Genomic DNA, 21,434 nt, shown 5'->3' with positions numbered 1-21,434 from the left:
TATTGAATTTGCTGGCCTTTTAATATGAGCAATTTAAGCTAAAATGTGGATAAGTATCTATGTAACGACTTGATAAATAGGAGGTTATTTTTATTTTTCCCACCTTCATCCTCGCCAGGTGAAACGCATCGAGACCGAACATGCAGAACTCCATATAATTTTTATGTGAGTTGCATTCTAAGCCGCGCTACATCTGGGTTGCAGAAACAGTCCGCGTTTATTAAGTCATAACAGTTTATGGACTGTTATGACTTTTCCCCAAAATCTCTCCAAAACTCTTCCCCAAAACTGGTTAATATTAAACCACCAAAAACACCCAGCCATCATTCCTTTCATCGTGGTATGTCTCGGTCATTTTGGCCGATTTATGTCCTAGTAATTCCTGCGTGTTGACCCCTTGAGCAGAGTAAAGACGCTCAGCCAAAGAACGCTGTTCGTGAAACGACACGGGCGTTTTCCCCTCCGGAGGAGTAATACCTGCTGCGTCCCGGCATCGAGCGAACATAGTGCTGGCAGTAGCCTTGTTTATTGTGCCACCTGATTTAATCGTCGCCGTCGTCCTAGTGTGATGAACCAGATAAGGACTTAAAGCGCGATCGCGACACTGATTTATGATGTTCTCCAGAGAAAGACCTGCAGCATCGCAATGAAGCGTTAAGGGTAGGGCAATTTTGTTTCCAGTTTTACCCTGAACAATCCATAGATACCCGTCTCTTACATCCCTGAACTTCATGGCAAGAATATCTGAAAGTCTCTGGCCAGTGACGAGAGCGAGCTGCAATGCATTCACCGCCCACGGTGAGTAACGAACTTTTGCTACCTCAACAATCTTTTGCCAATCTTCCAACTGTAAACGGGCGCGGGTTACTTCAACTTTCGGCTTTCTTGTCGAAAGTGCCGGATTGAAACCAGGCGGTACTTCTCCTGCAAATTGCGCTTCTTTGAAAATATCGATCCAGTTTGAACGTATGTGTTTCGCCATACTGTTTTTTCCTTCGTCGATATATTCCTCAAGGATGGCAGCCATTTCGCGAGAGCCAACAATACTCAGCGGAGTGTTGGCAATTCGAGAACACAAAACATTTGCAGCATGACGCCGTTCATTCAGTGTGGATAACGAGATCTCTCCCTTTGAATGTCTTTTTTCCAACATCTCAATATATTTTTTGGCCCATTCTTTAAATCTCATTTCGTTTTTGTTTGGCTGGACAATTTTTTTCTTTGCTGTATCAATGAGGGCATAAGTTTGTTCAAGTTGCTGTTTGGCAAACAGTCGATTTAATTCGATTGCGGCAGCTTTTGCTGCAACTTCATTGGTTCCAAAGCCTCTCCATAATTGCGTCAACGGATCTTTATATTGCCAATATACCTTGTTATTCCGTTTGTCGATTTTGGCGTACAAATTTTCTATCTTAATGTTATGCTTGCGTGGTGCGGCCATTGATAACACTCTTTACCAGTTTTTTGGCATCTTCCGGCAAATCATCGGAAATTTCATCCTTCCCGACGCAACCTATAAAAACAGCATCCTCATCGACCACCCATCGCCTTCCATCCTTTTTGGCTGGTGGATAAATTTGGCCCGTTTTTGCCAGGTGATTTAAGCGTGATTGTGATTGTGGATATCCGAATCCATTTGGGCCTTTTGCCCAATCCTGAATCAGAATAGTTTTTGCCATCTATGGTCATGTCCCTTTACAGCATGACCGCCACCAAATATAGAATGCTGGTGGCAGTCTGGGTTGAACATTAATGATCAAGTTTAAAAATCAAAGGACTGCTGACCGCCGCCCTGCAAAATTTTTACGTGCTGGATGTGCGGATTAGAAAAACCAGCCAGTGTGCAGCGCGTATTCTTTCTGCCTGTTCCACAGAGCTAATGATCCTCTTGGTGTGCTCTGGATAAGGTGGTAAAACTTTCAGGCATATGGGGCAGTGGTCGACAGTCCGGATCCCTGAATATGGTCGTTTGCCACAGACGAATATTTTCATCATCTCTGTGCCACAACGATCACACATTGGCGCATCACAGGTGAATGGATGCAGAACATCCGGGAACTCTAAACCGTTTTCGCATTTCGGCGAGAAACCGATATACCCATCACAAAGCAGGGTGGCTGAGCCTCCGCAAAACATGCACTGTGTTTTCTTCACAGCTCGTCCGGTCTTACCTTTACACATTCAAAACTTTTCAGTGTTGCTTTCTCTATGCGGGATACGCCAGCCTCATGCTTACCTGAGATCATTTTTTCGCACTGGGCTTTGGTCATTTTTACTTTTGAATAACGGGTCCATGACGTCGGCGCATTGCCCGCCTTTTCAATAATTGCGGTGATTTTGTACATACAGGTAACTCTTAAATTTAACTCTTCGGTGCGGTGTCTGTTGAGCGTCGGTTCCAGCGGATAAGGGCTGACGCTTTACTGCCTTCATAACCTGAGCGTGCTTCGCACCCATCGCATTTAACCCTGAAATAACCTGCAATATCCTTCACTGTCACTGATGGGCAGCCGCAAAAGGGGCAAGGTTTTACGTTGTCATACCTCATGAGCGTTTAACTCCGAATTTCTGAACCAGCGCGGATTCCATACGCCCGATACAGGCGCGTATCCGGGTTATCTGCGTTTCCGGAAACTGGCTAGTCGCCATCGTTTCGAGGGCTGCGCGTAATGCAGGGTTTTCAACTTTTGTCATTCTTGCTTTGGCGAACTCGTTCAATGTCCGTCTGATGCTGCGGCCGTCAGCTCTGGCGCATGCGCGGCATAATTCGGCGTGTAACACGGTGTCCGGAAATTCGCTGTATTCCAACTGAATAAATTCACGTGCGTTAGCGGGTTTCATCTTCATAGCCTGTCATTTCTGGTCTGGCGGCCGGTTGCAGCCGCCAGGGGATTATTAACCGTTGATGTATTCAGGTTTCATGTCGGAGAGTGTGGTGCTGTATGCGTCATATAGGTCGCCCAGGTGCGGCCTGGAGGCATTAAGCGCCTGCTCCAGTGTTGCAAATTTCTGCGCAGCGTCAGGATCGTCTGATGAGGGCAGGTCGTTGATCATCTTCTCAATACGCGCGATTGCGTTAATGCGATGGTGGCGCTGAACGACTTTCCCTTTCAGTTCGGTATAGAGTGGACCAAGCGCACTCTTCTGTGCCTCGACTTTTCCTTCTGCATTTCCGCCATATGGCATGGGGGCTAAGGTGCGGCCACAGGCGATGTCCACGATTAACTGATCCGGGTTGGCATGATCAGTTTCGGTAAGAACACGATTCAGATATTCCGTTACACGCGCGGGGATGGCCTCAATACCAATTGGCGCTTCTTTCACTGATGCCACCACGATGGCGCGTGAGTAATCCAGGCCGCCTGGCATGTTGATGAATTTGTCCCGGAATATGGAAAAGGGCGGTTTGTTCTCTGCAACGATTTCATCGATGCGTCTGGCATGCGCCGGATGCACGTTATAGATGTCGATATCCATTGACCGGGCGAGAACGCCGGTAGCCACGTCGCGCGCCAGCGAGGATTTATCATGGACAAAATCTTCGCCACGGTCGGTAAGAATGCCGCCGCCAGCATTAGCGCCGGACGGAGTGCGGGAAATACCGGAAACCCGATTACCTTTTTTCCACTCTTTAACCAGCAGACCGCGATCGATGTGTTCTGTATCGAACCATGCTTTAAAAAACTGAATGATTACACCCAGCTCTGGTGTCTTACCATCAGCAGGGAATACTGTGTTGAAGGCAACCACTACACGATGGATGTCGTGTTCGGTGGCTTTTTTGAATGGCTCGACATTTTCGGCAGCGAGCATCATGTTCTGAACACGGGTATTTTCGGTGTCCATTTCTATACGCAGGATTTCTGCCTTTTGCTCTGCATCGAAGTGATACAGGTATTCGCCGTTGCCGAGTAGCTGCGCCAGAATTCGATGACGTAATGGCATGGTTGCGACAACAGTGAGTTGAGGTTGTTTGCTGGCATCGTCATTCTGTATTCCAGCATCAGCATTGATTGAATCATCATTAGCTGATGAGATATCGGAGCCAGGTTTGCTTTCCCATGTCAGATTGTCTTTACCGAGTTGATAGCGTTCGCACCAGGTGAAGTCGATTTCACTCTCAGGCGGCAGATCGTCCACGACAGGGAAGTTTGTTGCGGTAGCTTTGAAGTAGTTTTTCAGTTGCCGACCGGATTTCACGATAAGGTAATCCAGGGTGGCGCATGCAGATTCAAAATCACAACAGGCCCACAAAACGGCGTCGGGTTGTCCTGATGATTTTTTTGCTTTGCGGATCAGGAATAGTGGTTTGGTGCTCATTGTTTTTTAACCTCAACTACGATTAAAATCCTGCTCGTCCAGTAAGTCTTCCTCTCCGGGTGCTTACTGGTCACATCTCTGGCTGGTCGGTTTGGTCGCTGACCAGCACATCGCCAGATGAAAAAATGGGGATAAGCCTGCACTTGTTGCAGGCTTTTTCTTTTTCAGAGTTCGCCGCACAATTTCATTGCAATCAGGACAGCCATAAAATCAGCCCGTTCTTCTTTTGGAATGGTCAGCGCAATATGTTTCAGGCAAATTCTTTTTACCGCGTCTTCAAGATTTTTCGCATTACCGGAGTCGCCTTGAATATCTACGATAGTGAATGGCATATTTTTATTTTCAGTTTTAATGATAAAGCCGACACGCTTATCATCATGAAATACATGATGCACTACGTCGTCACATGTTTCTGTTTTTGCTTTGATTTCAATTTTCATAATTAACTCCTGTTATTAGGATTGTAAGAATCCCTGCCATTGCTGGCATAATTCATGGTTTGTTAAGTATTTAATTAAAGTTCGTGCGCCATTTGGTCATATACGGCGCATTGCTCGCAGCAATATTTTTTAAGTTCAGTGGTTGGTATAACCCCTTGCATAAAATGAAGTGGTTTTTCTAAGCTTTCTTTTTCTTCGATTTCTTTATTACAAAGGTGATAGGCACATTTTATCAACATCAGTCTACTCCTTATGCTCCGGCTGGTATCTCTCCATTAACAGGACGAATGAATTTCTCTACAGGGAAACATTCTCCTGAAATTTTTTGTTCAACGGATGCAGCCTGGCATTCGGCCTCAGTGTCGTAAATACCGGTTACCACATCCTGAGCTTCTCCCGTTGTCAGAAAAACGGTCATAACAAGAGCGAACAAAGTGTTCATTAATTTTACTCCCGGTAGCAATGGCAAACTGAATAATGGCTTGCTCAAACATTTCCTGATTTTTCAAAAATACAGCGATGGCGAATTTACTCTGTGCCGAACTGATAGCTGTTAAATGACGGCTCCGCATATAACGCCTCTTCATTCATCAAATTTAAGAGAACTTTGTGGTGCAGTGCCTGGTGCCTCCAGGTGACATTAACCAGTTAATAATTAATGCCGGATACAAATCCACCCAATTGATAAGGAGTTTATTAACTGTTCCGCGTGCGCTTAGCCGCATTCACTGCACTACAAAATTTACTTTAAAAAAGGCGGCATCAGAAATGACTAAGAAAAACTGATGCCGCCAAGACTACACACAGCAATGTCGTTTTCACAACCGGAGGCGCACTTCCACTATTTGGATTTACAGACAAGACCGACTCAGAAAACATCGGAAATGCGCCTTCGTGTTGTGCCCGGTTTTATTTAGCCACCTCCGGGCTTCGGTGGTTCGCAATACCCCTACAGCGAGATCCTGTGTTAACATTTCAATACCCTTACAGTAGAGAATCATCGAGTTATTGAGATGTTAGGAAGCGTTTTAACCCTTGCTAAATTTTTTGCTGAGAAGTCCGTTGGACAGTTTATGGTTACAGTGGCTTTATTTTTTTTGATACTCATCTTCACCCCTGATGATATTTCTGCGTTCATTGAGGAACGTAGCGGCTTTCCGTATGCTGCACAGATTTTCAGTTTTGCCGTAGCCTACCTTATTGTGTTGATCCTCAAAGCTGTCGGTCAGTTTTTCATGTCAGTGGTACCATTGTACTATCGTAGTATTAAGACAAAACGCATGTTAAAAACGCTTAATTCATTGAGCTCTGAACAATTGTTATTACTTGAGCCGTTTCTTAAGACTCGCTCCCGCACTTTCTTGGCTTCTTGGGATAACCCTTATGTAAACGCTCTAGTTAAAGCAGGCATAGTTCGTCCAGTCAATTCGAGTATCGGCGGTGTTTCTGTGATCTTCAAAATAGAACCTGAGTATGAGCCGTTAATGCTTTCCGCCTGGAATCCCTGCACAAAACGATTCGATATTAGCCGTTAGTTTTTGTCTTACCGGAAAGTGCCTGCTTAAACTCACTGAAGCTGAGTGCTTCTTCTCCTTCGTCAAGGCTTTCGAAGTATTCTTCGTAAGCCCTGTTCATGTAGTCGTTGGTGTCCATCTTTACTTCTCCCGTTTAACGCCCGGTGGCGGAACTGTTTGCCTGTCGCACCTTGTGCTTCGATAGAGAAATATTACAACGAAAAGTAGCATTGTCAATACCTAAAGTAGAATATTGGTGTTTTTGGCTACTTTAAGTAGCTTGCGCGCGTCAGCAAATAAAAAACCCAGCGTTTGCTGGGCTTATTGAAGGGGGGTTACTCACTAGGTGGGGTCGTATACTTCGCGTAGAAATCGAACAGTTGCTTGTAGCGCATTTCAAAAGCTAGAAGCATGTTGTTGGCCTCATAATCAGGAAATTTGCGAAAGACGCGAATTAATCTTTTTTCTTCATCACTTAAGATCGCAAATTCATCGAGCTCTTGCTCTTGTACTTTTAGCAACGGTTCGCTAATTACCTGCTTATGAGGCGCAGTGGGGGTTATGGGGTGCTGACCATAATCAAGCCATGCTGGTTCTACGTTTAACCAAGTCGCTATACGCGAAAGTTTTTCATCGCGAGGCTTAGCCGTACCCATAGTATAACGGCGAGCCATTTCATAGGTAACACCACAAGCCTCACTCAGCTCTTTAACTGAAAGGCCTTTTTCATTCATCGCTGCCGAAAGACGGTTGGCGAATTCTTGATGTTTATTTGTTTTTTCTACCATAGGTAGAAGATTAAGGCAGGGCGCTACAATAGTCATTTCTATTTTTTGTTGTTGAAAAGCTACTTAAAGTAGTATTATGCTACTCGTGGTTTGAAAGGAGTAGATAATGGCTACAGAGTATAAAAATATTACTGATAAAGCAGTACGGGTTATTGGCAATGTTTCTGCTGTATCCCGTTTGTTTGGTTTTAAATCATCTCAGTCAGTTGCTAACTGGATTGAAAGGAACAAGGTTCCTAGTGAGCGGGTCCTTAAACTTTGTGAACTGGGGGGATGGCGTGTAACTCCCCACGATTTAAGACCCGATATTTACCCCGATCCTACTCACGGGCTCCCATCGGTTTATCAGAGTAATACTGAAAATCTAATCGAGTGTGAACAATGATGATCAGCACCGAAAAAACTTGTGCCGCACTCGATGCCTGGCTGCGTGTGCCAGGCATTACTCAGGAAAGCGCAACGCAGATGATTACACGTGAATTTATGACGCAATCAACACGGCCTGATATTGCAATTCACCGTATCGAATTTGATGACGGAACGGTGGACTACAGCGCGTGGCGTCGTAACCGTATAAACATTTTTCAGCGTTGGAGAAAGTTAGAAACCACGGAGCATCACGAAAAATTCACTGCTCTGATACCAGCAATTCTGAAGGCACTTCGGAGGAGCGTACCTGAGCTACATAAACGAGTCACTGCCGGGGAAAGTATCGAATACCTGGTAACTCGATTGCTTAAGGAAAGTACAGAGGCGGCGAACGCCTCTCTTCTCGGCGTACCGCTGCATGATTTTGAGCGGGAATGCGACGAAGCCATTCATGCGTTACAGGCGCTACGAAATGGTTATCGCCAACAACACCAGAGATGTGACCAGTAGGTATTCAGCAGAAAGTTGTCGAGGTTTTTGTGAGTAGCAGAGTTCAGGGATTTGTATGGGATGCCTGTGCGGCTAACGGGATCACCGGTGCGAAACTCCTAATTATGGTTCGCCTTGCTGATTACTCAAATGATGAGGGTATCAGTTATCCGGGGGTAGAAACTATCAGCCGCCAACTTGGGCTTGCTGAAAGCACTGTCTATGGTGCTCTTGCTCAACTTGAAAAGGCTGGTTGGGTTCGTCGTAAAAATCGGAGAAATGGTAACCGAAGAACATCGAATTTGTACTTTCTGAATGTTGAGAGGCTTGAGTGTTTAGCCGCTGAGGAGAGGGCAAAAAATCGGGCAATGAAGGCCAAAAAGAAATCAATATTTCTACCTCCAAATTATGAAGGTACAGATTTTGAACCTCCAGAATTTAGAGCCTCAAGTGGACTTGAACCTCCAGATTCTGGAGTGAAAGGGGGTTTTGAACCTCCAGATTCTGGAGGGGATCCACAAGTATTAAAACATGATCCACAAGTAAAAGATCTTGAACCACAAGGTAAGCGTATGCGCGCGAGTAAAAAATCGAAATTCGACCCGCTTACAGCAAGACCTGAAAACGTGAGTCCACGAACCTGGTCCGATTGGGTAGCTCATCGGGAAGAAATTGGTAAACGACTGACGGAGACAACATGCCGACTACAGGCCAGAAAATTATCGGGATGTTGTGATCCAGACGCTGTGATCAATCTTTCGATTACGAACGGCTGGACAGGGTTATTTCCAGACAAAATCCATCAGACACACGTTAACAGGCTTAATGGGCGGATTGACGTTTCTCAGCCAGACAACACGATTCCACCGGGTTTCAAGGGGTAACTGACCATGAAAAATATAGCGACGAGCGGAGTTCTGGAGCGTATTCGAAAATTTGCGCCAGCACATCTGACCGCGCCGTTCCGTACTCCGGAAGAGTGGCGGGAGTGGCAGCTTGCCGAAGGCCGGAAGCGTTGCGAGGAGATCGAACGCCAGAACCGGCAGGTACGGGTTGAAAAAATTCTCAACCGTTCCGGTATCCAACCGCTGCACCGCAAGTGTTCGTTTGCGAATTATCGGGTTCAGAACGATGGCCAGCGATACGCACTCAGCCAGGCCAAGTCCATTGCTGGAGAACTTGAGTCCGGCTGCACAAATTTCGCTTTCAGCGGGAAGCCGGGAACAGGGAAAAATCACCTGGCGGCGGCTATCGGTAATCACCTGCTGACAACCGGTAAAACCGTGATTGTGGTTACCGTGGCAGACGTTATGAGCGCCTTACACGCCAGCTACGACGACGGACAGTCCGGCGAAAAATTTCTACGTGAACTGTGTGAGGTTGATCTGCTGGTCCTGGATGAAATTGGTGTGCAGCGCGAAACCAAAAACGAGCAGGTTGTGCTGCACCAGATTGTTGATCGCCGGACGGCCTCGATGCGCAGCGTGGGAATGCTGACCAATCTGAACTACGACGCAATGAAAGCCCTGCTGGGTGAGCGCGTGATGGACCGCATGACCATGAACGGCGGACGATGGGTCAATTTCAACTGGGAAAGCTGGCGCCCGAATGTTGGCCAGGCTGGCGCTGTGAGGTAGGTCAGAGGTATGAACAGCAAAAACCAACAGGCCGCAATCAGGTATCTGCAGGAGAACGGGGAGGCCACACCACGCAAACTGGCTGATGCGCTTGGTGTGACCAACAAGAAAATTCACAACCTGCTTCAGAATATGCAGGGGTACGGGCGACTTAGCCGGGAAGGGAAAAAATACCGACTGGCACCGAACTGGCAGGAAAAAGTCTGCATTGCAAAATCGATCCTCGAGCGCCAGACAGCGCCGAAAAGCGTTGCGGTGCAGGAATGCCGCCGTAACTGGAAAGGGTATCAGGTACACAAAATTTTTGGGAGCAGCCGGGGAGCCGGTAACAGATTTTAAGGAGTTCAAATGGAAACCGTACTGAAAGCACTTGAAGCAATGGGCAAAGCCACGTCATTAGAACTGGCTGCGCGACTTGATATCAATCGGGAAGAAGTAGTAACCGAGTTGTGGGAACTGAAAAGGGCTGGCGTGGTAACTAAAAATGGCCCGTCCTGGTCGTTATCCGATGGCAGTGAGCTGGAAAGTGAAGATGCAGGTGAGGCGTCAGCACCAAAAGTGACAGAGCAGCATCTGACCGAAGCTCTCGAAAAGCATGGTCCGCAGACGGCTGACGAACTGGCCTCTTTGTTCGGTGTTACACCACGCAAGGTTGCGTCGACACTGGCTATGGCAACCAAAAAGTCACGTGTACATCGTGTCGCTAAAGACGGTAAATATCGCTACTGCCTGCCAAACCAGCATGTAGCTGAAATGCAGGAAAACAGTAAACCTGAACAGCAGCCGGAGGGCGTGAAATTACCCGAGCCAGAAACTATTTCCCCTGAGATTACAAAAGTGGTGCAGTCAATTCCGTCATTCACCGAAAAACGGCCTGACGATCTGATTTTTCCATCCCTGAACATGGCGAACCGGGAGTTGCGCCGGGCGAAAAATCAGGTTCAGAAGTGGGAGCGAGTTTGTTCAGCGCTGCGAGAGTTGAATAAGCATCGGGATATTGTTGCTCAGATTTTCCAGAGGAAAGCGTAATGAAAGAACGCGGGATGATCTTTAACGTTGAGATGGTGCGCGCCATTCTTGATGGCAGGAAGACGCAGACGAGAAGGCCTGTTAATGAAAAATTCCGTGGCCTCGATGACGAAAATTGGGAGCAGTCGACAACGTTAATTGTTAAACGTTGCCCGTTTGGCACAGTCGGCGACCGCATTTGGGTGCGCGAGACCTATCAGGGGCCGCTATTCGATTACGAGCACATGGATTCGTATCTCGAAGACAGTTCTAAATTTGAAAAGCCAGAGTTCTGTGTCTACAGGGCTGATGGAAAGCCAGCGCCAGAGTTTTACGATGCTGACGATAATCTGCATTGCTTTTGGCGTCCATCAATTCACATGCCGCGCTGGGCCAGTCGTATCACGCTGGAAATTACCGACGTGCGGGTTGAGAGGCTGAACAATATTAGTGAGTGTGACGCAAAAGCGGAGGGCGCACCAACTGAATGCTGCGTCATTGGGGATAAGCACTTTCTGGGTTTCCGCAGTCTGTGGAAATCCATCTACGGAGAGGAAGGCTGGCAGGCTAACCCGTGGGTGTGGGTTATCGAATTCAAGCGTGTTGATGGTGGTACTACGCCATGAATAATCGCAAAGCAAAATTGCTGTTAGCAAAGCCAGGACAGCTCATCCGAATATCTAACCGCCTTGTTGTTCGCTATGCACCATCTGGCCTGTCACGTTGGTTGCCAACACATTATTACGGGAAAAATAGAAAACCAAGTGCGGCGCAGAACCGCAGAAATAACCACGGGAGATAAGCATGACAGATAAACAGGCACTACGTGAGCGTTATTCACCGCAACCAGTACCCAAATGCCGCATTTGTGGCGCTGAAATGACAGTACAGCGTATATCTGGCAACCGCATCACGTATGGGTGTACGGGCGCAACCTACGACGATAAAGGTTGTGACTACGCAGAAGGACGCAGTATCGCAGATGACCATTATGGACAGTCCCGCGTCACTGTCGTCGATGTTAGCGACCCGGAAGTGCTCATGCTGCTGGATGAGCGCGAAGCCGATAAAGAGAAAATTAAAACACTAGAAAGCCGAAACCGTCGTCTGGAGGGGATTATTGATGCCGCAGAGAAGCGCATAGCAGAACTGGCGGCGCGGATTGTCAACTTGCCGAAACGCAGCATTGGTGAAGTTATGCATATGAGCGGATTTAGCCGGGAATATGCCGAGGGTTGGTGTGCGGGTAATGATAACGCTCGTAACGAAATACGCGCTGCTGGTGTCAAAATTAAGGAGGAATAATGTGGGTTTTAATTTTCTGGATGTTATCTCCGCATTCTTTAAGTGTAATTGGCGAGTCGCAACCAACGCTACAGGTAGAAACTCAGGTGTTTAATAGCGAGCGAGCTTGTAAAGATGCTTTCGCCGATATCAAAAAGTTAAATAACGGTGATTTGAAGTTGCGCGGAGTGTGTGTGCCCAAAGATTAACCTAGGAAGTGTTATTCTGATTTTATAGCGTAATAACAACTGAAAATTTTAACTCAATCCTTAACCGGAGGGACTCTTGCACCCTCAATACTTCAGGAGGCCGCCCGAAAGGGCGGCAATTGTTTGTTAGTTATCTAAAATTGTACTAAATCTTTTTATTACCATTAAGAAAGTTATAACAGTTATAAAGAAGGATGTATAGGCAAAAAAGCTAACGATATATGCAGGTGCACGAAAATACCATTTCATTAAATCTACTGCGTTGTCCGGGAGGAAATATATTATCACTGAAAATATAACCAATATTATTGCGGTTAATATTGCATAGGCAACGTTATGACATAACTGTTCATATATGGTTTTATTATTATTCAATGAGATTAAATTATCTCGAGGTTTGTTTCCTTCAATTATGTCTGCTATCTTGGATATGGTTTTTTGTTTTTGATCATAAATCATTATTACAGCACTCATTAATAGTGCTGTTGTAATAGCACCGAAGTTAACGAAGACAGAGGCGATTGCTGGTTTCATTACTCCATATGTCCAGCACAGAACGAAAGAAAGAACCAGAGGGACAATAAAATGTACAATGATGTCGCCCATCAGAATTGTGCCGCGCTGATCTGACATTGTTTTGTAGTGTTTTATTATTACACCCAGTACATTTATTTTGTTCATATAGTTACCCCTTTGTTACCGCTATGCAGCTCTAACAATATATCATTGGAAAGGGCCTTTATCGCGTCATGAAGTGCTGTTAGTTCAGGAATACCTGTCAATGGATTGATTTTAAGATCATTATCATCTAACTCTGCGGAAATTCCTTTTTTTAGTATTGTGTCATAATTGAAAACGACTGTTCTGCTGCCAAGTTGTAAACTTATTTTTATTACATCACATTTGTCTTCAATAATTTCAATGATGTTTCCAATGTTTTTGTTTCTTAAATCTCTAAAGCTCCCAAATATACCGTTGTTTGCTTTGATTATTAAATCAGTCTTGATGTTTGTTTTATTTTGACTAAAGGAGTTAGTAATGTCGCTTGGGGCTTTATATCCCTGGGCTTTAATTTGTTTTAACTCAGAGTTGAGGATGTATTGAGGGATGTTTTTATGACATAATGGGTTGATTCTTGCTTCAAGCTGAAATTGTTTTTTTAGATGTTCAGTGATGGAATCAGAAAGAACCCCACGAGCCGAAATGTTATCGCTGGAATGGAACGCAATAATTCCTTCATCAAGGTTGTCTGGTAGATATATTAAAATATAACGTTCTTTTAGGGTTACATCATAAGCAGTTGTTCTGTAGTGAACTTTTTTGAGTTTTACATCTTTTATTTCACTACTTTCTCCGTATTTACCAACTTTAATATAACCATATATAATTTTTTTTGTGTTATCAAAATGAAGTTTGGTATGTTGTTCAAGAGATATTTTTGTTTTTGATACTCCGAATTCGATAGGTGTGTTTTTATAAAGAGCAAAATAATCAACGAGAAGTTCATATGCCGTTTTGTTATTGCTTAAACCTAATTCATTAAGTTTTTTGCTGGTTCGACTGCCCTTATGGGTCAATACACGGAATGAATAGAAATTAACGCTGTGCATGAAAAGCACTTTTGAATATATAGAAATATATTAGAACATGCATGTATGCAATGCATAAATGAAAAGCTACCGCAGGGCGGTCCCACCCACCGATAGCTCTTAACTGATTGTTTTAAAGAAATAATACACAAAGTAATGTTCTTGTAAAGAGGTGGTAGGCTAACAATTGTGGCTATTGTCGCTGCGGATAAAAACGGTTTGCGCGGTAAGTAGAGTTAAGTAAAATCGCCACGGGTGCTTGAGGCTATCTGTCTCAGGCATGAACACCAAAAGGCAGATAGAGAAAAGCCCCAAGTGACTATAAATCAACTTGAGGCCAGTCCGATGTCTCGACAACAGAAGATTAGCCTCTTAACAGTAAGAAATCAACTTACAGGAGGTTGTAATGCGAAGGAACTATGTGTTTTGTCTGGTGGTGGTTTGTTTCACCATCCTGATGTTTCTCTGGATGGTTCGTGGTTCGCTCTGCGAGCTGCACATCAAGCAGGGGAACATAGAGCTTTCGGCGTATTTAGCCTACGAAGTTGAACAACGTTAAGAGCATCGGCGGGGGGAAAAACCCCCGCCACTCTTTGTGTCAGGCATTCTCAATGCACCCACACTTTATAACTGATGTTATTATAAGTTTGCGTTTATATGTGTTGGCTATATTTTCCTGTATTACTTCTTTGCGCGTTATTATTTATATAGCTTGCGAATTTAATAAGTGTTTTGTTTTCATGCTATAAGCGTTAAATAATGTTAGTCACGTCACATTAATTTTAGTTGACAACATAAAAAGCAGGTTGATATAAAATTACCGAGGGTTGTAGATAAAAAAGGAGCTGAATATGAATAGGTCGATTGTAATTCTCTTAATGGTGACTTCCACTATCTCTCTCAATGGCTACGCGCAACCAGTGGCTAATGCACCTTCGAATAAACAAGAACTATGTGAAAACTACAGGCAAATAGCTAAGGAAACGTGTAAAAAAGGTGTTCTAGGTGTAAGGGATGGTACAGCGGGTGCATGTTTTGGGGCGCAACTAATGGTTAAGATTAAAGGTTGTTAATTCCCAATGTCTAACATATGAAATACAAAAATTTAAATCATTGTACCAGAAAGCCTGTTACTGTTAGTAACAGGCTTTTTTCTATTTCACAATAAACTACGTTGCGTTTCCTTTGTGTTAATAATATGAATGCGCTCATAATGTAATGCGATAAATTTTTATACGTCAAAGTGGCAGGAGTATAGTTCTTATTTGTGAATGAATCACCTTTGTTGATAGTTTAATCTTTTAGCCTGGACTCATAAAGCAATTGCCGTGTTGCTCCTCAAATTAAGTTGTATAAAATTAGATTTCTTATTTAGCGCGCAGGGAGAAGATGGATGGACTCCTCTAGAGGAGATGTATTATGTTTACAGGATTCTATCATGAAAGAAAAGGAGCTATTGGCTGTAATTAGCTTGCCAGGTCGTTATGAAGTGATCACTAGAGAGGATGGATCATTTATCGTTATACCTGTGCCTCCTGACGCAATCTTAATCAGCAATGACTCACATATACATTCAGTAATCTTCTTTAGACAAGATAAAGACTGAATTATACTATAGGTGTCGGCCTGAACAACTGACCCTGTCGCACCATTACGAGGATAGTAGTGGTGCATTTACAACTAGTAAAGCAAACTTCTTCAGGATTACTGATCCCCGCAACGCCGGAGAGCAGTAATCTGTTGCATCAGATAAAAATTGGTGAGTGGATACACGCTGACTTTAAGCGTGTGCGTAACTACGCATTCCATAAGCGATTTTTCAAACTTCTACAGCTTGGTTTCGACTACTGGACGCCCACCGGCGGAGTAATCGCTCCGAAGGAACAAAAACTTATCTCAGGCTTTGTCGATTTTCTGTGCGAGTCAGCCGGGCGCAAGCATACCTCCGCACTGAGCGATGCAGCAGAACAGTACCTGCATAAGGTTGCTGTAAAGCGAACCAGTGATTTAGCACTTCTCAAATCATTCGACGCTTTCCGCGAGTGGGTGACCGTTCAGGCCGGATTTTACACCGAGCATTTTTATCCGGACGGTAGTCGCGGGCGAAGGGCGAAATCCATCGCTTTTGCGAATATGGACGAAACCGAGTTTCAGCAGGTTTATAAAGCCGTACTCAACGTACTGTGGAACTGGATCCTGTTCCGTAAGTTTTCCTCTCCGGAGGAAGTCGAAAATGTGGCCGCACAGCTGCTGGAGTTCGCGTAATGGCGGATTTACGCAAAGCGGCGCGGGGCCAGATGTGCCAGGTCAGAATTCCCGGCTATTGCAACCACAATCCTGAAACGTCCGTACTGGCGCATTACCGGCTGGCTGGTACGTGCGGAACGGCAACAAAACCTCATGATATACAGGCAGCGATTGCCTGTAGCTCATGCCACGATTTAATCGACGGGCGGGTAAAAACCAGCGATTACACCAAAGAAGAATTACGCCTGATGCACGCGGAGGGCGTTTTCCGGACACAAGAAATCTGGAGGGAGAAAGGCATTTTATGATTTACCCAACAAACACCGGGAAAAGCGGAGAACACCTTCGCCTCAATACGCTGGAGAGCGTCTGGATTCAGGGGAAATTGCGTATGTGGGGCCGCTGGTCGTATATCGGCGGCGGTAAGACGGGGAATATGTTCAACCAGTTGCTGACCTCTAAAAAACTGACAAAAACGGCAATTAATGAGGCACTTCGCAGAATGAAAAAAGCAGGGCTGGACAAGCCTGAACTTGAAGCATTTTTGCGGGAAATGATTAACGGCAAGCAAAAGAGCTGGCTGGCGCATTGTACCGATTCAGAAGCGCTAAAAATCGATAGGGTTATTGGCGAAGTACTGGCGGATCATCCCGGACTGCTAAATGTCCTGAGTCAGCGTTATATGGGGCGGGGCATGACTAAGCGAATGATGGCCGAACGGTTAAATGAAGCCTATCCAGAATGGTGTTTTAGTACATGCGAGAAGCGAATTGCTAATTGGTTAGCTGTTGCAGAATATATGCTTTATCTACCTATGCATGAATCATTTGCTCAAAAAACGACTTGATTTTTTACGCACTAACTGCTTCAATTCCGGTACGCTTCGCATAGCTGTATCGCGAGGCGAATGACAGACATGAACAAATTTCAAAACCCGCCATCGTGCGGGTTTTGTCGTTTTTGAACCCTCATTAATAAATACTCAAAAATTAAATATTACCTACATTAATTGTTTTTTGTGTGTTTTGGTTTTTTTGATCTTATGTAAATCATTTAAATAAATTTAAAATAAACAATTTACACAAATTGACATTATTGGGGGTTGAAATGAATAATTCTATTCGTATTATTTACGGCGGTTCTGATGGGTGGCTTTTATTGCTCGGTCAAGGATGTCCCTGATGAACCAATTAATGCCGACTTAGCTCAGCAGGTAGAGCAACTGACTTGTAATCAGTAGGTCACCAGTTCGATTCCGGTAGTCGGCACCATATGCGGGCATCGTATAATGGCTATTACCTCAGCCTTCCAAGCTGATGATGCGGGTTCGATTCCCGCTGCCCGCTCCAGTTTTCTTTCATATTATGTAGCGTCTATGAAAGAAAAAAGAGAGTCACTTCTGCCTCCATCCATTTGCAGTGACGGCACCAGAAATGGCTCTCGAACTCAAACTGACAAGTTTGGCTTGTGAACCGACATTTTTATGGCACAGATTAACGAAAGTTAGTCGAAGCGGGGCAGGAATAGTGGGTCAATTTCGCTTCTCAGCTGCATAGGGGGCTGTGTGCCATGTTTTTTGCATTCAAATGGTGTCTTGCTGTTATCTGTTGTTGTGATGAACCGGACTTATGTGGTGGCGAGACACCATTTGAATGCAGTGATACCCACATAATGTGGGGCAAAACAGCACCCTCGTCTGCGTTTGATCAAATCGTTGCGAGTCCCAGTGGCTGACTGAGGATTCTCCGGGTAAGACCGGCACTGCATTTTATATAGAGGTGATCCCCTTATAGGAACACATTGAAGTAGACCAAAGGTCGTGACTCTATTTTTGTAAGGAACAGATTTTTCGGGGGAGGCCCCCCCCCCCATAACAAATGTTATGCATGACATGCAATAAACGATAGCGCCAATAATAACTATTATGATGTATCTCATGCCTATTTCCATCCACCTCCCGTGAGGTGGTTTTTTTTACTATGTTGGTTTGCAGCCTCATTTTGATGAAGCAGATACACGTGGTTCGCCGCAAGAGCAATCTGATAAGGGATATGTTGTATGTTTGTAGTTCATGGATTACCACACGATCCGACAGATCATGAAAGAGTGATTGGCTGGGCGGTAATTCGTCCGGCCCCGTGGCATCTTGTAGGTGTTTTTGCAACTGAATATATGGCAAGAAAAGAACTACAGGTACGTGGCGATGGTTATCACGTGCAATTAGGTTCCTATAAGCTTGGAACCCAGGATTTTAGGGCATTCACTTTTGAATTGTGACAACAGACAAGGGATTCTGAACAAATAAGAGTTTGTTTAGATGTTGTGCTGGTTGCTGACTATTAGCCAGTAAAAGAGCGTTTGTGGAGAGGGGATATCGATGGGAGTATGGTTTGTTTTAGGTGGAATGCTTTGCTTCTTTATCGCTCATCTAGCCGATAAGCATATAAAAACACGAGTAGCCGAAGCTGCTATCTATACAGGAATATCCCTAATAGCGCTGGCGGCCTTATTCTAAAGGTTGGGCGTTCTACTTTATGGAGCTTAAGCCATACCTTACAACTCAATTTAATCACATAGAATTCGAATGGGTCATTTCCGAGAGAGTGGCTGAGGCATGCATAGGAAAATCCTTCGGGGATGGCCCATCCGAATTTGTTTTGAAGATATTAATGTAATCCGTTTGTCAGAACCCGCCGTCGTGCGGGGTTTTGTCGTTTCTGAGGTCCGCTACGGCGGACCTTTTTCATTTCCGCGCTATTTGTTGGCGCTTCCGTTTCACGCTCCTGGATGGTGGGGCTTTTTTTTCGGATTTGATCATGTATGACCCATTAACTGTAACGGGCGGCTTTACGGCGGCTTCGACAGGTGTGACGCTTGCTGCGCTGTTTCCGGAAGCGACGCCTGCCGTGGTGATGTGCTCACTTGCCGGAACCGCGCTTTACGTTCTCTCCAGCCGCCCACATCGACTCTGGCGGCAGGTTCTGTTTGCCTTGGTCTCTTTTATCGGGGGGATACACAGCGCCGGAACAGCCTCGGAAATTATCGCAGCAGTCATTAATGCCGGGCTGGGAAAAATTGCACCTGGCGCATCTGTGCAGGTCACGCCGGGTATTGGTGCGCTGGTGGCCTCAACAGTCTGTGTAAGCATCCTGTTGCGAGTGATGTCGAAATACCAGGGCGGCATACAGACAAAAGAGGAGGGCGAGTGATGGACTGGCAAAAACTGGTGCTCTCTGCCAATGCAGTGGTCTGCCTGCTTATAGTCCTGCGTCTGATGTTTTATCAGAAAAAAGCAGGTAGCTACCGGTTTCTGTATTCACTGCTGGCGTGGCTGGTCATTGTAGCTGCCGGGTGGATCGCCATTCGTATTTTTTATGGTGAGTATTCCGGCGCTGACCCTGCTGAGCTTCTCCTCAATTTTTCTTTCTGCCTGACCATCTGGGGCGCGAGAGGGAATATTGCGAAAGCTACACAAGTCGGGAAAAAGAAGGAGTTACAGTGAAAAAAACGAAAGAAATGATCTTTGATGAGATCCTCGGTAAAGAGGGTGGTTACGTAAACCATCCCGATGATAAGGGAGGCCCGACAAAGTGGGGCATCACTGAGAAAGTGGCGCGTGCTCACGGCTACAGGGGCAATATGCGCGACCTGACGCGCGGGCAGGCGCTGGAAATCCTCGAGGCTGATTACTGGTACGGACCCCGCTTCGATCAGGTTTCTGCATTGTCTCCCGACATTGCCGCCGAGCTGTGCGACACAGGGGTGAATATGGGGCCGGCAGTCGCAACAAAGATGCTTCAGCGCTGGCTGAATGTATTCAATCTGCGCGGCAAGTTATTCCCGGACATGGATGCCGATGGGCGTATCGGTCCACGCACGATTAATGCGCTGCGGGCCTATCTGAAAAACCGGGGCAAGGACGGGGAGCTTGTCATGCTCACATCGCTGAACTGCACTCAGGGCGATCGTTATCTCGAACTAGCAGAGAAACGCGAGGCTAATGAGTCCTTTGTCTACGGCTGGATGAAGGAGCGCGTCGCGCTATTAAGCGAAAGCACTGGACACACCGAACGCCACAGGCACTGGTAGCAATACTGATGCCCTTTTTGTTAGTGGGCTGCGCCAGCATGGAAAAAGCACGCCAGCTTTTGGATACCGCATCTCAGGTCTGCCAGCTTATTAATAGCGTGTGGCAATGTACGCAGGACTGATCGTCTGATAAATGTTTCACTAAGGAGAAATTATGGCATCACCAATTATGAAGTATTTCAATTATGAACATCTTCCGACTTCGTTAAAGGAAGTGAGTAAGCCGATTGGTGATCTGGCAAGGGAAATGGATGAATCCCTGCCAGACGGTCCGGAAAAGTCGGTTGGGTTACGTAAATTTCTTGAAGCGAAAGATGCTCTGGTGCGTGCGAAACTGGGTTAAGGCATTACAGCAGCCCTTCAATGAGGGGCTGCTGTAATGCTATCGGCCTGAATATCCCCGTTGAAAACAGGAGGCGAAATGTCTGAACAAGATTATGAAGCGATTGGTCGCTGCGTTGTTCTGCGAAAGCGTATTGAAGAAAATCTTTGCGCTCTGAAAAAAATAAAATCGGAAATTACTACTGCTGGTGCTCCGTTTTTATCAGGTGGGGAGTTGCATAGTGCTTATTCACTGGTGTTGAGCATAGAAACGAATGCACATCGCTGTCGTGAGTTGCTCGATGACACAATAAAACTTGTCGATGAACATAACCAGTACGCCGTGGCAGCGGGACTGGATGTGATCTGTACCCTCCCCGAGGGAATAGCCGGAGAATGAAATTCCATGCCATCACGAATTCCCCGCGCATGCCGTAAGCGTGGTTGTGCAGGCACAACGACAGACACCTCGGGTTACTGCGATAAGCATCGTGGTGAAGGCTGGGCACAGCACCAGCGCGGGCTGAGTCGCCACCAGCGTGGCTATGGCTCGAAGTGGACTGTTATCCGCGCCCGTATCCTGAAACGCGATAAAGGATTGTGCCAGCTGTGCCTGCGTGGTGGTGTGGTGCGTGAGGCCAAAACCGTCGACCACATCATTCCTAAAGCTCACGGCGGCACGGATGCAGACAGTAACCTGCAGAGTCTGTGCTGGCCCTGCCACAAAGCGAAGACGGCTACGGAGAGAATGCGATGAGCTATACCCGATGTACCTATTGTGGGTCACCGTTTCATACAGTTGCCAACTGCCCGAAAACATGGGGAGGTTCGTCGCGTCGGGCAAATCTACGCTGTAGTTATTGTGGTCGGTCCGGTCATAATTCCAGAGCCTGTCCCTACAACGCGAGCAGCGCGAACCGTCGCACACTGAACGATGATTTCTATATCGATTGATATTAATTCTCATCTACAGGGGGGGGCGGGTCAAATCCCTGTAGCCCTAGCTGTCCGGGACCGCCCGCCTCGTCAAATTTTTACGCGCCCAAAATAAGAAACTTTTTTCCGGAAGTTTTTACCTATTGAATTGGAGGTTTTAATGGGTGCTGTTGTTCGATCTTCCGGTGGTGGCC

General features: G+C 45.8%; 35 protein-coding genes, 2 tRNA genes and 2 pseudogenes. 25 read left to right on the top strand and 14 right to left on the bottom strand.

Annotated elements, in window-relative coordinates; all coding sequences use genetic code 11:
* Nucleotides 1-298 precede the first annotated feature (298 nt).
* The 10 genes and pseudogenes from BZK42_RS26540 to BZK42_RS29815 form a co-directional block, all read right to left on the bottom strand.
* Entirely contained in the window at nucleotides 299-1,441 is a 1,143-nt protein-coding gene (locus BZK42_RS26540) for a tyrosine-type recombinase/integrase (protein ID WP_080861078.1), read from the bottom strand.
* Nucleotides 1,419-1,679 carry an excisionase gene (locus BZK42_RS26535; RefSeq protein ID WP_045443294.1) on the bottom strand — a complete coding sequence of 87 codons (261 nt, stop codon included), beginning with the start codon at nucleotides 1,677-1,679 and terminating at the stop codon, nucleotides 1,419-1,421. Before BZK42_RS26535 ends, BZK42_RS26540 begins: the two co-directional genes overlap by 23 nt.
* A gap of 471 nt (nucleotides 1,680-2,150) precedes the next feature.
* The gene (locus BZK42_RS26530) at nucleotides 2,151-2,345 is read right to left on the bottom strand and encodes a DUF1187 family protein (protein WP_080861076.1); all 195 of its coding nucleotides are present in this window, start codon (nucleotides 2,343-2,345) and stop codon (nucleotides 2,151-2,153) included.
* Between the two features lie 17 nt (nucleotides 2,346-2,362).
* Entirely contained in the window at nucleotides 2,363-2,548 is a 186-nt protein-coding gene (locus BZK42_RS26525; RefSeq protein WP_080861074.1) for a Lar family restriction alleviation protein, read from the bottom strand.
* Nucleotides 2,545-2,847: a DUF7740 domain-containing protein gene (locus tag BZK42_RS26520; RefSeq protein WP_143329752.1), complete on the bottom strand. Its 303-nt coding sequence runs from the start codon at nucleotides 2,845-2,847 to the stop codon at nucleotides 2,545-2,547. Before BZK42_RS26520 ends, BZK42_RS26525 begins: the two co-directional genes overlap by 4 nt.
* 294 nt (nucleotides 2,848-3,141) lie before the next feature.
* Nucleotides 3,142-4,320: pseudogene (locus BZK42_RS26515) on the bottom strand (RecE family exodeoxyribonuclease); the annotation flags it as partial.
* 164 nt (nucleotides 4,321-4,484) lie between these two features.
* The gene (locus tag BZK42_RS26510; RefSeq protein ID WP_080861068.1) at nucleotides 4,485-4,760 is read right to left on the bottom strand and encodes a hypothetical protein; all 276 of its coding nucleotides are present in this window, start codon (nucleotides 4,758-4,760) and stop codon (nucleotides 4,485-4,487) included.
* Nucleotides 4,761-4,834: 74 nt separating this feature from the next.
* Nucleotides 4,835-4,999: a YdaE family protein gene (locus tag BZK42_RS26505; protein WP_080861066.1), complete on the bottom strand. Its 165-nt coding sequence runs from the start codon at nucleotides 4,997-4,999 to the stop codon at nucleotides 4,835-4,837.
* 11 nt (nucleotides 5,000-5,010) lie between these two features.
* Entirely contained in the window at nucleotides 5,011-5,202 is a 192-nt protein-coding gene (locus BZK42_RS26500; protein ID WP_080861064.1) for a DUF1482 family protein, read from the bottom strand.
* Between the two features lie 160 nt (nucleotides 5,203-5,362).
* Nucleotides 5,363-5,446, bottom strand: a pseudogene (locus BZK42_RS29815) (cell division inhibition protein DicB); the annotation flags it as partial.
* A 327-nt stretch (nucleotides 5,447-5,773) separates the two neighbouring features.
* Between BZK42_RS29815 and BZK42_RS26495 the strand changes: the two are divergent.
* On the top strand, nucleotides 5,774-6,295 hold the full coding sequence (locus BZK42_RS26495) for a super-infection exclusion protein B (protein WP_080861062.1): 522 nt from the start codon (nucleotides 5,774-5,776) through the stop codon (nucleotides 6,293-6,295).
* Here BZK42_RS26495 and BZK42_RS29530 read toward each other — a convergent pair.
* Together BZK42_RS29530 and BZK42_RS26490 are read right to left on the bottom strand one after the other, a co-directional pair.
* Nucleotides 6,285-6,413: a hypothetical protein gene (locus BZK42_RS29530; protein ID WP_282958093.1), complete on the bottom strand. Its 129-nt coding sequence runs from the start codon at nucleotides 6,411-6,413 to the stop codon at nucleotides 6,285-6,287. The genes BZK42_RS26495 and BZK42_RS29530 overlap by 11 nt on opposite strands.
* 196 nt (nucleotides 6,414-6,609) lie before the next feature.
* The gene (locus tag BZK42_RS26490; protein ID WP_080861060.1) at nucleotides 6,610-7,098 is read right to left on the bottom strand and encodes a helix-turn-helix domain-containing protein; all 489 of its coding nucleotides are present in this window, start codon (nucleotides 7,096-7,098) and stop codon (nucleotides 6,610-6,612) included.
* A gap of 70 nt (nucleotides 7,099-7,168) precedes the next feature.
* Here BZK42_RS26490 and BZK42_RS26485 point away from each other — a divergent pair, with 70 nt between their 5' ends.
* The 9 genes from BZK42_RS26485 (at nucleotide 7,169) to BZK42_RS26440 (ending at nucleotide 12,058) form a co-directional block, all read left to right on the top strand.
* Complete coding sequence (locus tag BZK42_RS26485) at nucleotides 7,169-7,447, top strand: transcriptional regulator (protein WP_080861059.1); 279 nt, start codon at nucleotides 7,169-7,171, stop codon at nucleotides 7,445-7,447.
* The gene (locus BZK42_RS26480; RefSeq protein WP_249025176.1) at nucleotides 7,444-7,941 is read left to right on the top strand and encodes a toxin YdaT family protein; all 498 of its coding nucleotides are present in this window, start codon (nucleotides 7,444-7,446) and stop codon (nucleotides 7,939-7,941) included. The genes BZK42_RS26485 and BZK42_RS26480 overlap by 4 nt, the downstream gene beginning before the upstream one ends.
* A gap of 29 nt (nucleotides 7,942-7,970) precedes the next feature.
* Nucleotides 7,971-8,804 carry a helix-turn-helix domain-containing protein gene (locus BZK42_RS26475; RefSeq protein ID WP_080861058.1) on the top strand — a complete coding sequence of 278 codons (834 nt, stop codon included), beginning with the start codon at nucleotides 7,971-7,973 and terminating at the stop codon, nucleotides 8,802-8,804.
* 6 nt (nucleotides 8,805-8,810) lie between these two features.
* A complete protein-coding gene (locus BZK42_RS26470; protein ID WP_080861057.1) occupies nucleotides 8,811-9,557 on the top strand; it encodes an ATP-binding protein in 747 nt (248 codons plus the stop codon).
* 9 nt (nucleotides 9,558-9,566) lie between these two features.
* A complete protein-coding gene (locus BZK42_RS26465) occupies nucleotides 9,567-9,896 on the top strand; it encodes a winged helix-turn-helix transcriptional regulator (RefSeq protein ID WP_080861051.1) in 330 nt (109 codons plus the stop codon).
* 9 nt (nucleotides 9,897-9,905) lie between these two features.
* The gene (locus BZK42_RS26460) at nucleotides 9,906-10,586 is read left to right on the top strand and encodes a DUF1627 domain-containing protein (protein ID WP_080861049.1); all 681 of its coding nucleotides are present in this window, start codon (nucleotides 9,906-9,908) and stop codon (nucleotides 10,584-10,586) included.
* Complete coding sequence (locus BZK42_RS26455) at nucleotides 10,586-11,191, top strand: morphogenetic protein (protein WP_080861047.1); 606 nt, start codon at nucleotides 10,586-10,588, stop codon at nucleotides 11,189-11,191. The genes BZK42_RS26460 and BZK42_RS26455 overlap by 1 nt, the downstream gene beginning before the upstream one ends.
* 172 nt (nucleotides 11,192-11,363) lie before the next feature.
* Complete coding sequence (locus BZK42_RS26445; protein WP_080861035.1) at nucleotides 11,364-11,870, top strand: ead/Ea22-like family protein; 507 nt, start codon at nucleotides 11,364-11,366, stop codon at nucleotides 11,868-11,870.
* Nucleotides 11,870-12,058, top strand: coding sequence for a hypothetical protein (locus BZK42_RS26440; protein ID WP_080861033.1), 189 nt, complete (start codon nucleotides 11,870-11,872; stop codon nucleotides 12,056-12,058). The genes BZK42_RS26445 and BZK42_RS26440 overlap by 1 nt, the downstream gene beginning before the upstream one ends.
* Before the next feature lie 126 nt (nucleotides 12,059-12,184).
* On the opposite strand, the gene BZK42_RS26435 is transcribed toward BZK42_RS26440, so the two are convergent.
* Together BZK42_RS26435 and BZK42_RS26430 are read right to left on the bottom strand one after the other, a co-directional pair.
* The gene (locus tag BZK42_RS26435; RefSeq protein ID WP_080861032.1) at nucleotides 12,185-12,739 is read right to left on the bottom strand and encodes a hypothetical protein; all 555 of its coding nucleotides are present in this window, start codon (nucleotides 12,737-12,739) and stop codon (nucleotides 12,185-12,187) included.
* On the bottom strand, nucleotides 12,736-13,668 hold the full coding sequence (locus tag BZK42_RS26430) for a hypothetical protein (RefSeq protein WP_080861030.1): 933 nt from the start codon (nucleotides 13,666-13,668) through the stop codon (nucleotides 12,736-12,738). Before BZK42_RS26430 ends, BZK42_RS26435 begins: the two co-directional genes overlap by 4 nt.
* A gap of 385 nt (nucleotides 13,669-14,053) precedes the next feature.
* Here BZK42_RS26430 and BZK42_RS26425 point away from each other — a divergent pair, with 385 nt between their 5' ends.
* From BZK42_RS26425 to BZK42_RS26360, 15 genes are all read left to right on the top strand, one after another.
* Nucleotides 14,054-14,206: a Hok/Gef family protein gene (locus BZK42_RS26425; RefSeq protein WP_080861028.1), complete on the top strand. Its 153-nt coding sequence runs from the start codon at nucleotides 14,054-14,056 to the stop codon at nucleotides 14,204-14,206.
* A 292-nt stretch (nucleotides 14,207-14,498) separates the two neighbouring features.
* Nucleotides 14,499-14,720: a Heat-stable enterotoxin II gene (locus BZK42_RS26420; RefSeq protein WP_080861026.1), complete on the top strand. Its 222-nt coding sequence runs from the start codon at nucleotides 14,499-14,501 to the stop codon at nucleotides 14,718-14,720.
* A gap of 365 nt (nucleotides 14,721-15,085) precedes the next feature.
* A complete protein-coding gene (locus BZK42_RS29005; protein WP_169922395.1) occupies nucleotides 15,086-15,253 on the top strand; it encodes a hypothetical protein in 168 nt (55 codons plus the stop codon).
* 59 nt (nucleotides 15,254-15,312) lie between these two features.
* On the top strand, nucleotides 15,313-15,912 hold the full coding sequence (locus tag BZK42_RS26415) for a DUF1367 family protein (protein ID WP_080861024.1): 600 nt from the start codon (nucleotides 15,313-15,315) through the stop codon (nucleotides 15,910-15,912).
* Nucleotides 15,912-16,202, top strand: coding sequence for a DUF1364 domain-containing protein (locus BZK42_RS26410; RefSeq protein ID WP_080861022.1), 291 nt, complete (start codon nucleotides 15,912-15,914; stop codon nucleotides 16,200-16,202). Before BZK42_RS26415 ends, BZK42_RS26410 begins: the two co-directional genes overlap by 1 nt.
* Entirely contained in the window at nucleotides 16,199-16,741 is a 543-nt protein-coding gene (locus BZK42_RS26405; RefSeq protein ID WP_080861021.1) for a DUF1133 family protein, read from the top strand. The genes BZK42_RS26410 and BZK42_RS26405 overlap by 4 nt, the downstream gene beginning before the upstream one ends.
* Nucleotides 16,742-17,089: 348 nt before the next feature.
* Nucleotides 17,090-17,165, top strand: a tRNA-Thr gene (locus BZK42_RS26400).
* A 3-nt stretch (nucleotides 17,166-17,168) separates the two neighbouring features.
* Nucleotides 17,169-17,243: transfer RNA gene (locus BZK42_RS26395), tRNA-Gly, on the top strand.
* Nucleotides 17,244-17,952: 709 nt separating this feature from the next.
* The gene (locus BZK42_RS26390) at nucleotides 17,953-18,171 is read left to right on the top strand and encodes a hypothetical protein (RefSeq protein ID WP_080861019.1); all 219 of its coding nucleotides are present in this window, start codon (nucleotides 17,953-17,955) and stop codon (nucleotides 18,169-18,171) included.
* Between the two features lie 539 nt (nucleotides 18,172-18,710).
* Entirely contained in the window at nucleotides 18,711-19,103 is a 393-nt protein-coding gene (locus BZK42_RS26385; protein WP_080861012.1) for a putative holin, read from the top strand.
* Nucleotides 19,103-19,396, top strand: a complete 294-nt coding sequence (locus tag BZK42_RS26380) for a phage holin family protein (protein ID WP_080861010.1) — start codon at nucleotides 19,103-19,105, stop codon at nucleotides 19,394-19,396. Before BZK42_RS26385 ends, BZK42_RS26380 begins: the two co-directional genes overlap by 1 nt.
* A 14-nt stretch (nucleotides 19,397-19,410) precedes the next feature.
* Nucleotides 19,411-19,983: a glycoside hydrolase family 108 protein gene (locus BZK42_RS26375; protein ID WP_080861079.1), complete on the top strand. Its 573-nt coding sequence runs from the start codon at nucleotides 19,411-19,413 to the stop codon at nucleotides 19,981-19,983.
* 154 nt (nucleotides 19,984-20,137) lie between these two features.
* Nucleotides 20,138-20,326, top strand: coding sequence for a hypothetical protein (locus tag BZK42_RS26370; protein WP_080861008.1), 189 nt, complete (start codon nucleotides 20,138-20,140; stop codon nucleotides 20,324-20,326).
* A 78-nt stretch (nucleotides 20,327-20,404) separates the two neighbouring features.
* A complete protein-coding gene (locus BZK42_RS26365) occupies nucleotides 20,405-20,704 on the top strand; it encodes a hypothetical protein (RefSeq protein WP_080861006.1) in 300 nt (99 codons plus the stop codon).
* Between the two features lie 6 nt (nucleotides 20,705-20,710).
* Complete coding sequence (locus BZK42_RS26360; RefSeq protein ID WP_080861004.1) at nucleotides 20,711-21,061, top strand: HNH endonuclease; 351 nt, start codon at nucleotides 20,711-20,713, stop codon at nucleotides 21,059-21,061.
* The last annotated feature ends 373 nt before the right edge of the window (nucleotides 21,062-21,434 follow it).

Source organism: Citrobacter braakii, from assembly GCF_002075345.1.
GTDB classification, from domain to species: domain Bacteria; phylum Pseudomonadota; class Gammaproteobacteria; order Enterobacterales; family Enterobacteriaceae; genus Citrobacter; species Citrobacter braakii.
The sequence above is the reverse complement of the archived record's forward strand: the minus strand, read 5'-3'. Positions and strand labels throughout refer to the sequence as shown.

What these genes read in the sequence shown, in the direction of transcription:
- BZK42_RS26480 (WP_249025176.1), top strand. Translation starts at nt 7,444, where the DNA reads ATGATGATCAGCACCGAAAAAACTTGTGCCGCACTCGATGCCTGGCTG.
- BZK42_RS26500 (WP_080861064.1), bottom strand. Translation starts at nt 5,202, where the DNA reads ATGAACACTTTGTTCGCTCTTGTTATGACCGTTTTTCTGACAACGGGA.
- BZK42_RS26455 (WP_080861047.1), top strand. Translation starts at nt 10,586, where the DNA reads ATGAAAGAACGCGGGATGATCTTTAACGTTGAGATGGTGCGCGCCATT.
- BZK42_RS26520 (WP_143329752.1), bottom strand. Translation starts at nt 2,847, where the DNA reads ATGAAGATGAAACCCGCTAACGCACGTGAATTTATTCAGTTGGAATAC.
- BZK42_RS26380 (WP_080861010.1), top strand. Translation starts at nt 19,103, where the DNA reads ATGGACTGGCAAAAACTGGTGCTCTCTGCCAATGCAGTGGTCTGCCTG.
- BZK42_RS26490 (WP_080861060.1), bottom strand. Translation starts at nt 7,098, where the DNA reads ATGACTATTGTAGCGCCCTGCCTTAATCTTCTACCTATGGTAGAAAAA.
- BZK42_RS26510 (WP_080861068.1), bottom strand. Translation starts at nt 4,760, where the DNA reads ATGAAAATTGAAATCAAAGCAAAAACAGAAACATGTGACGACGTAGTG.
- BZK42_RS26440 (WP_080861033.1), top strand. Translation starts at nt 11,870, where the DNA reads ATGTGGGTTTTAATTTTCTGGATGTTATCTCCGCATTCTTTAAGTGTA.
- BZK42_RS26360 (WP_080861004.1), top strand. Translation starts at nt 20,711, where the DNA reads ATGCCATCACGAATTCCCCGCGCATGCCGTAAGCGTGGTTGTGCAGGC.
- BZK42_RS26505 (WP_080861066.1), bottom strand. Translation starts at nt 4,999, where the DNA reads ATGTTGATAAAATGTGCCTATCACCTTTGTAATAAAGAAATCGAAGAA.
- BZK42_RS26410 (WP_080861022.1), top strand. Translation starts at nt 15,912, where the DNA reads ATGGCGGATTTACGCAAAGCGGCGCGGGGCCAGATGTGCCAGGTCAGA.
- BZK42_RS29530 (WP_282958093.1), bottom strand. Translation starts at nt 6,413, where the DNA reads ATGGACACCAACGACTACATGAACAGGGCTTACGAAGAATACTTCGAA.
- BZK42_RS26495 (WP_080861062.1), top strand. Translation starts at nt 5,774, where the DNA reads ATGTTAGGAAGCGTTTTAACCCTTGCTAAATTTTTTGCTGAGAAGTCC.
- BZK42_RS26375 (WP_080861079.1), top strand. Translation starts at nt 19,411, where the DNA reads ATGATCTTTGATGAGATCCTCGGTAAAGAGGGTGGTTACGTAAACCAT.
- BZK42_RS26435 (WP_080861032.1), bottom strand. Translation starts at nt 12,739, where the DNA reads ATGAACAAAATAAATGTACTGGGTGTAATAATAAAACACTACAAAACA.
- BZK42_RS26530 (WP_080861076.1), bottom strand. Translation starts at nt 2,345, where the DNA reads ATGTACAAAATCACCGCAATTATTGAAAAGGCGGGCAATGCGCCGACG.
- BZK42_RS26540 (WP_080861078.1), bottom strand. Translation starts at nt 1,441, where the DNA reads ATGGCCGCACCACGCAAGCATAACATTAAGATAGAAAATTTGTACGCC.
- BZK42_RS26365 (WP_080861006.1), top strand. Translation starts at nt 20,405, where the DNA reads ATGTCTGAACAAGATTATGAAGCGATTGGTCGCTGCGTTGTTCTGCGA.
- BZK42_RS26460 (WP_080861049.1), top strand. Translation starts at nt 9,906, where the DNA reads ATGGAAACCGTACTGAAAGCACTTGAAGCAATGGGCAAAGCCACGTCA.
- BZK42_RS26485 (WP_080861059.1), top strand. Translation starts at nt 7,169, where the DNA reads ATGGCTACAGAGTATAAAAATATTACTGATAAAGCAGTACGGGTTATT.
- BZK42_RS29005 (WP_169922395.1), top strand. Translation starts at nt 15,086, where the DNA reads ATGAAAGAAAAGGAGCTATTGGCTGTAATTAGCTTGCCAGGTCGTTAT.
- BZK42_RS26470 (WP_080861057.1), top strand. Translation starts at nt 8,811, where the DNA reads ATGAAAAATATAGCGACGAGCGGAGTTCTGGAGCGTATTCGAAAATTT.
- BZK42_RS26370 (WP_080861008.1), top strand. Translation starts at nt 20,138, where the DNA reads ATGGCATCACCAATTATGAAGTATTTCAATTATGAACATCTTCCGACT.
- BZK42_RS26420 (WP_080861026.1), top strand. Translation starts at nt 14,499, where the DNA reads ATGAATAGGTCGATTGTAATTCTCTTAATGGTGACTTCCACTATCTCT.
- BZK42_RS26385 (WP_080861012.1), top strand. Translation starts at nt 18,711, where the DNA reads ATGTATGACCCATTAACTGTAACGGGCGGCTTTACGGCGGCTTCGACA.
- BZK42_RS26535 (WP_045443294.1), bottom strand. Translation starts at nt 1,679, where the DNA reads ATGGCAAAAACTATTCTGATTCAGGATTGGGCAAAAGGCCCAAATGGA.
- BZK42_RS26390 (WP_080861019.1), top strand. Translation starts at nt 17,953, where the DNA reads ATGTTTGTAGTTCATGGATTACCACACGATCCGACAGATCATGAAAGA.
- BZK42_RS26465 (WP_080861051.1), top strand. Translation starts at nt 9,567, where the DNA reads ATGAACAGCAAAAACCAACAGGCCGCAATCAGGTATCTGCAGGAGAAC.
- BZK42_RS26405 (WP_080861021.1), top strand. Translation starts at nt 16,199, where the DNA reads ATGATTTACCCAACAAACACCGGGAAAAGCGGAGAACACCTTCGCCTC.
- BZK42_RS26425 (WP_080861028.1), top strand. Translation starts at nt 14,054, where the DNA reads ATGCGAAGGAACTATGTGTTTTGTCTGGTGGTGGTTTGTTTCACCATC.
- BZK42_RS26525 (WP_080861074.1), bottom strand. Translation starts at nt 2,548, where the DNA reads ATGAGGTATGACAACGTAAAACCTTGCCCCTTTTGCGGCTGCCCATCA.
- BZK42_RS26430 (WP_080861030.1), bottom strand. Translation starts at nt 13,668, where the DNA reads ATGCACAGCGTTAATTTCTATTCATTCCGTGTATTGACCCATAAGGGC.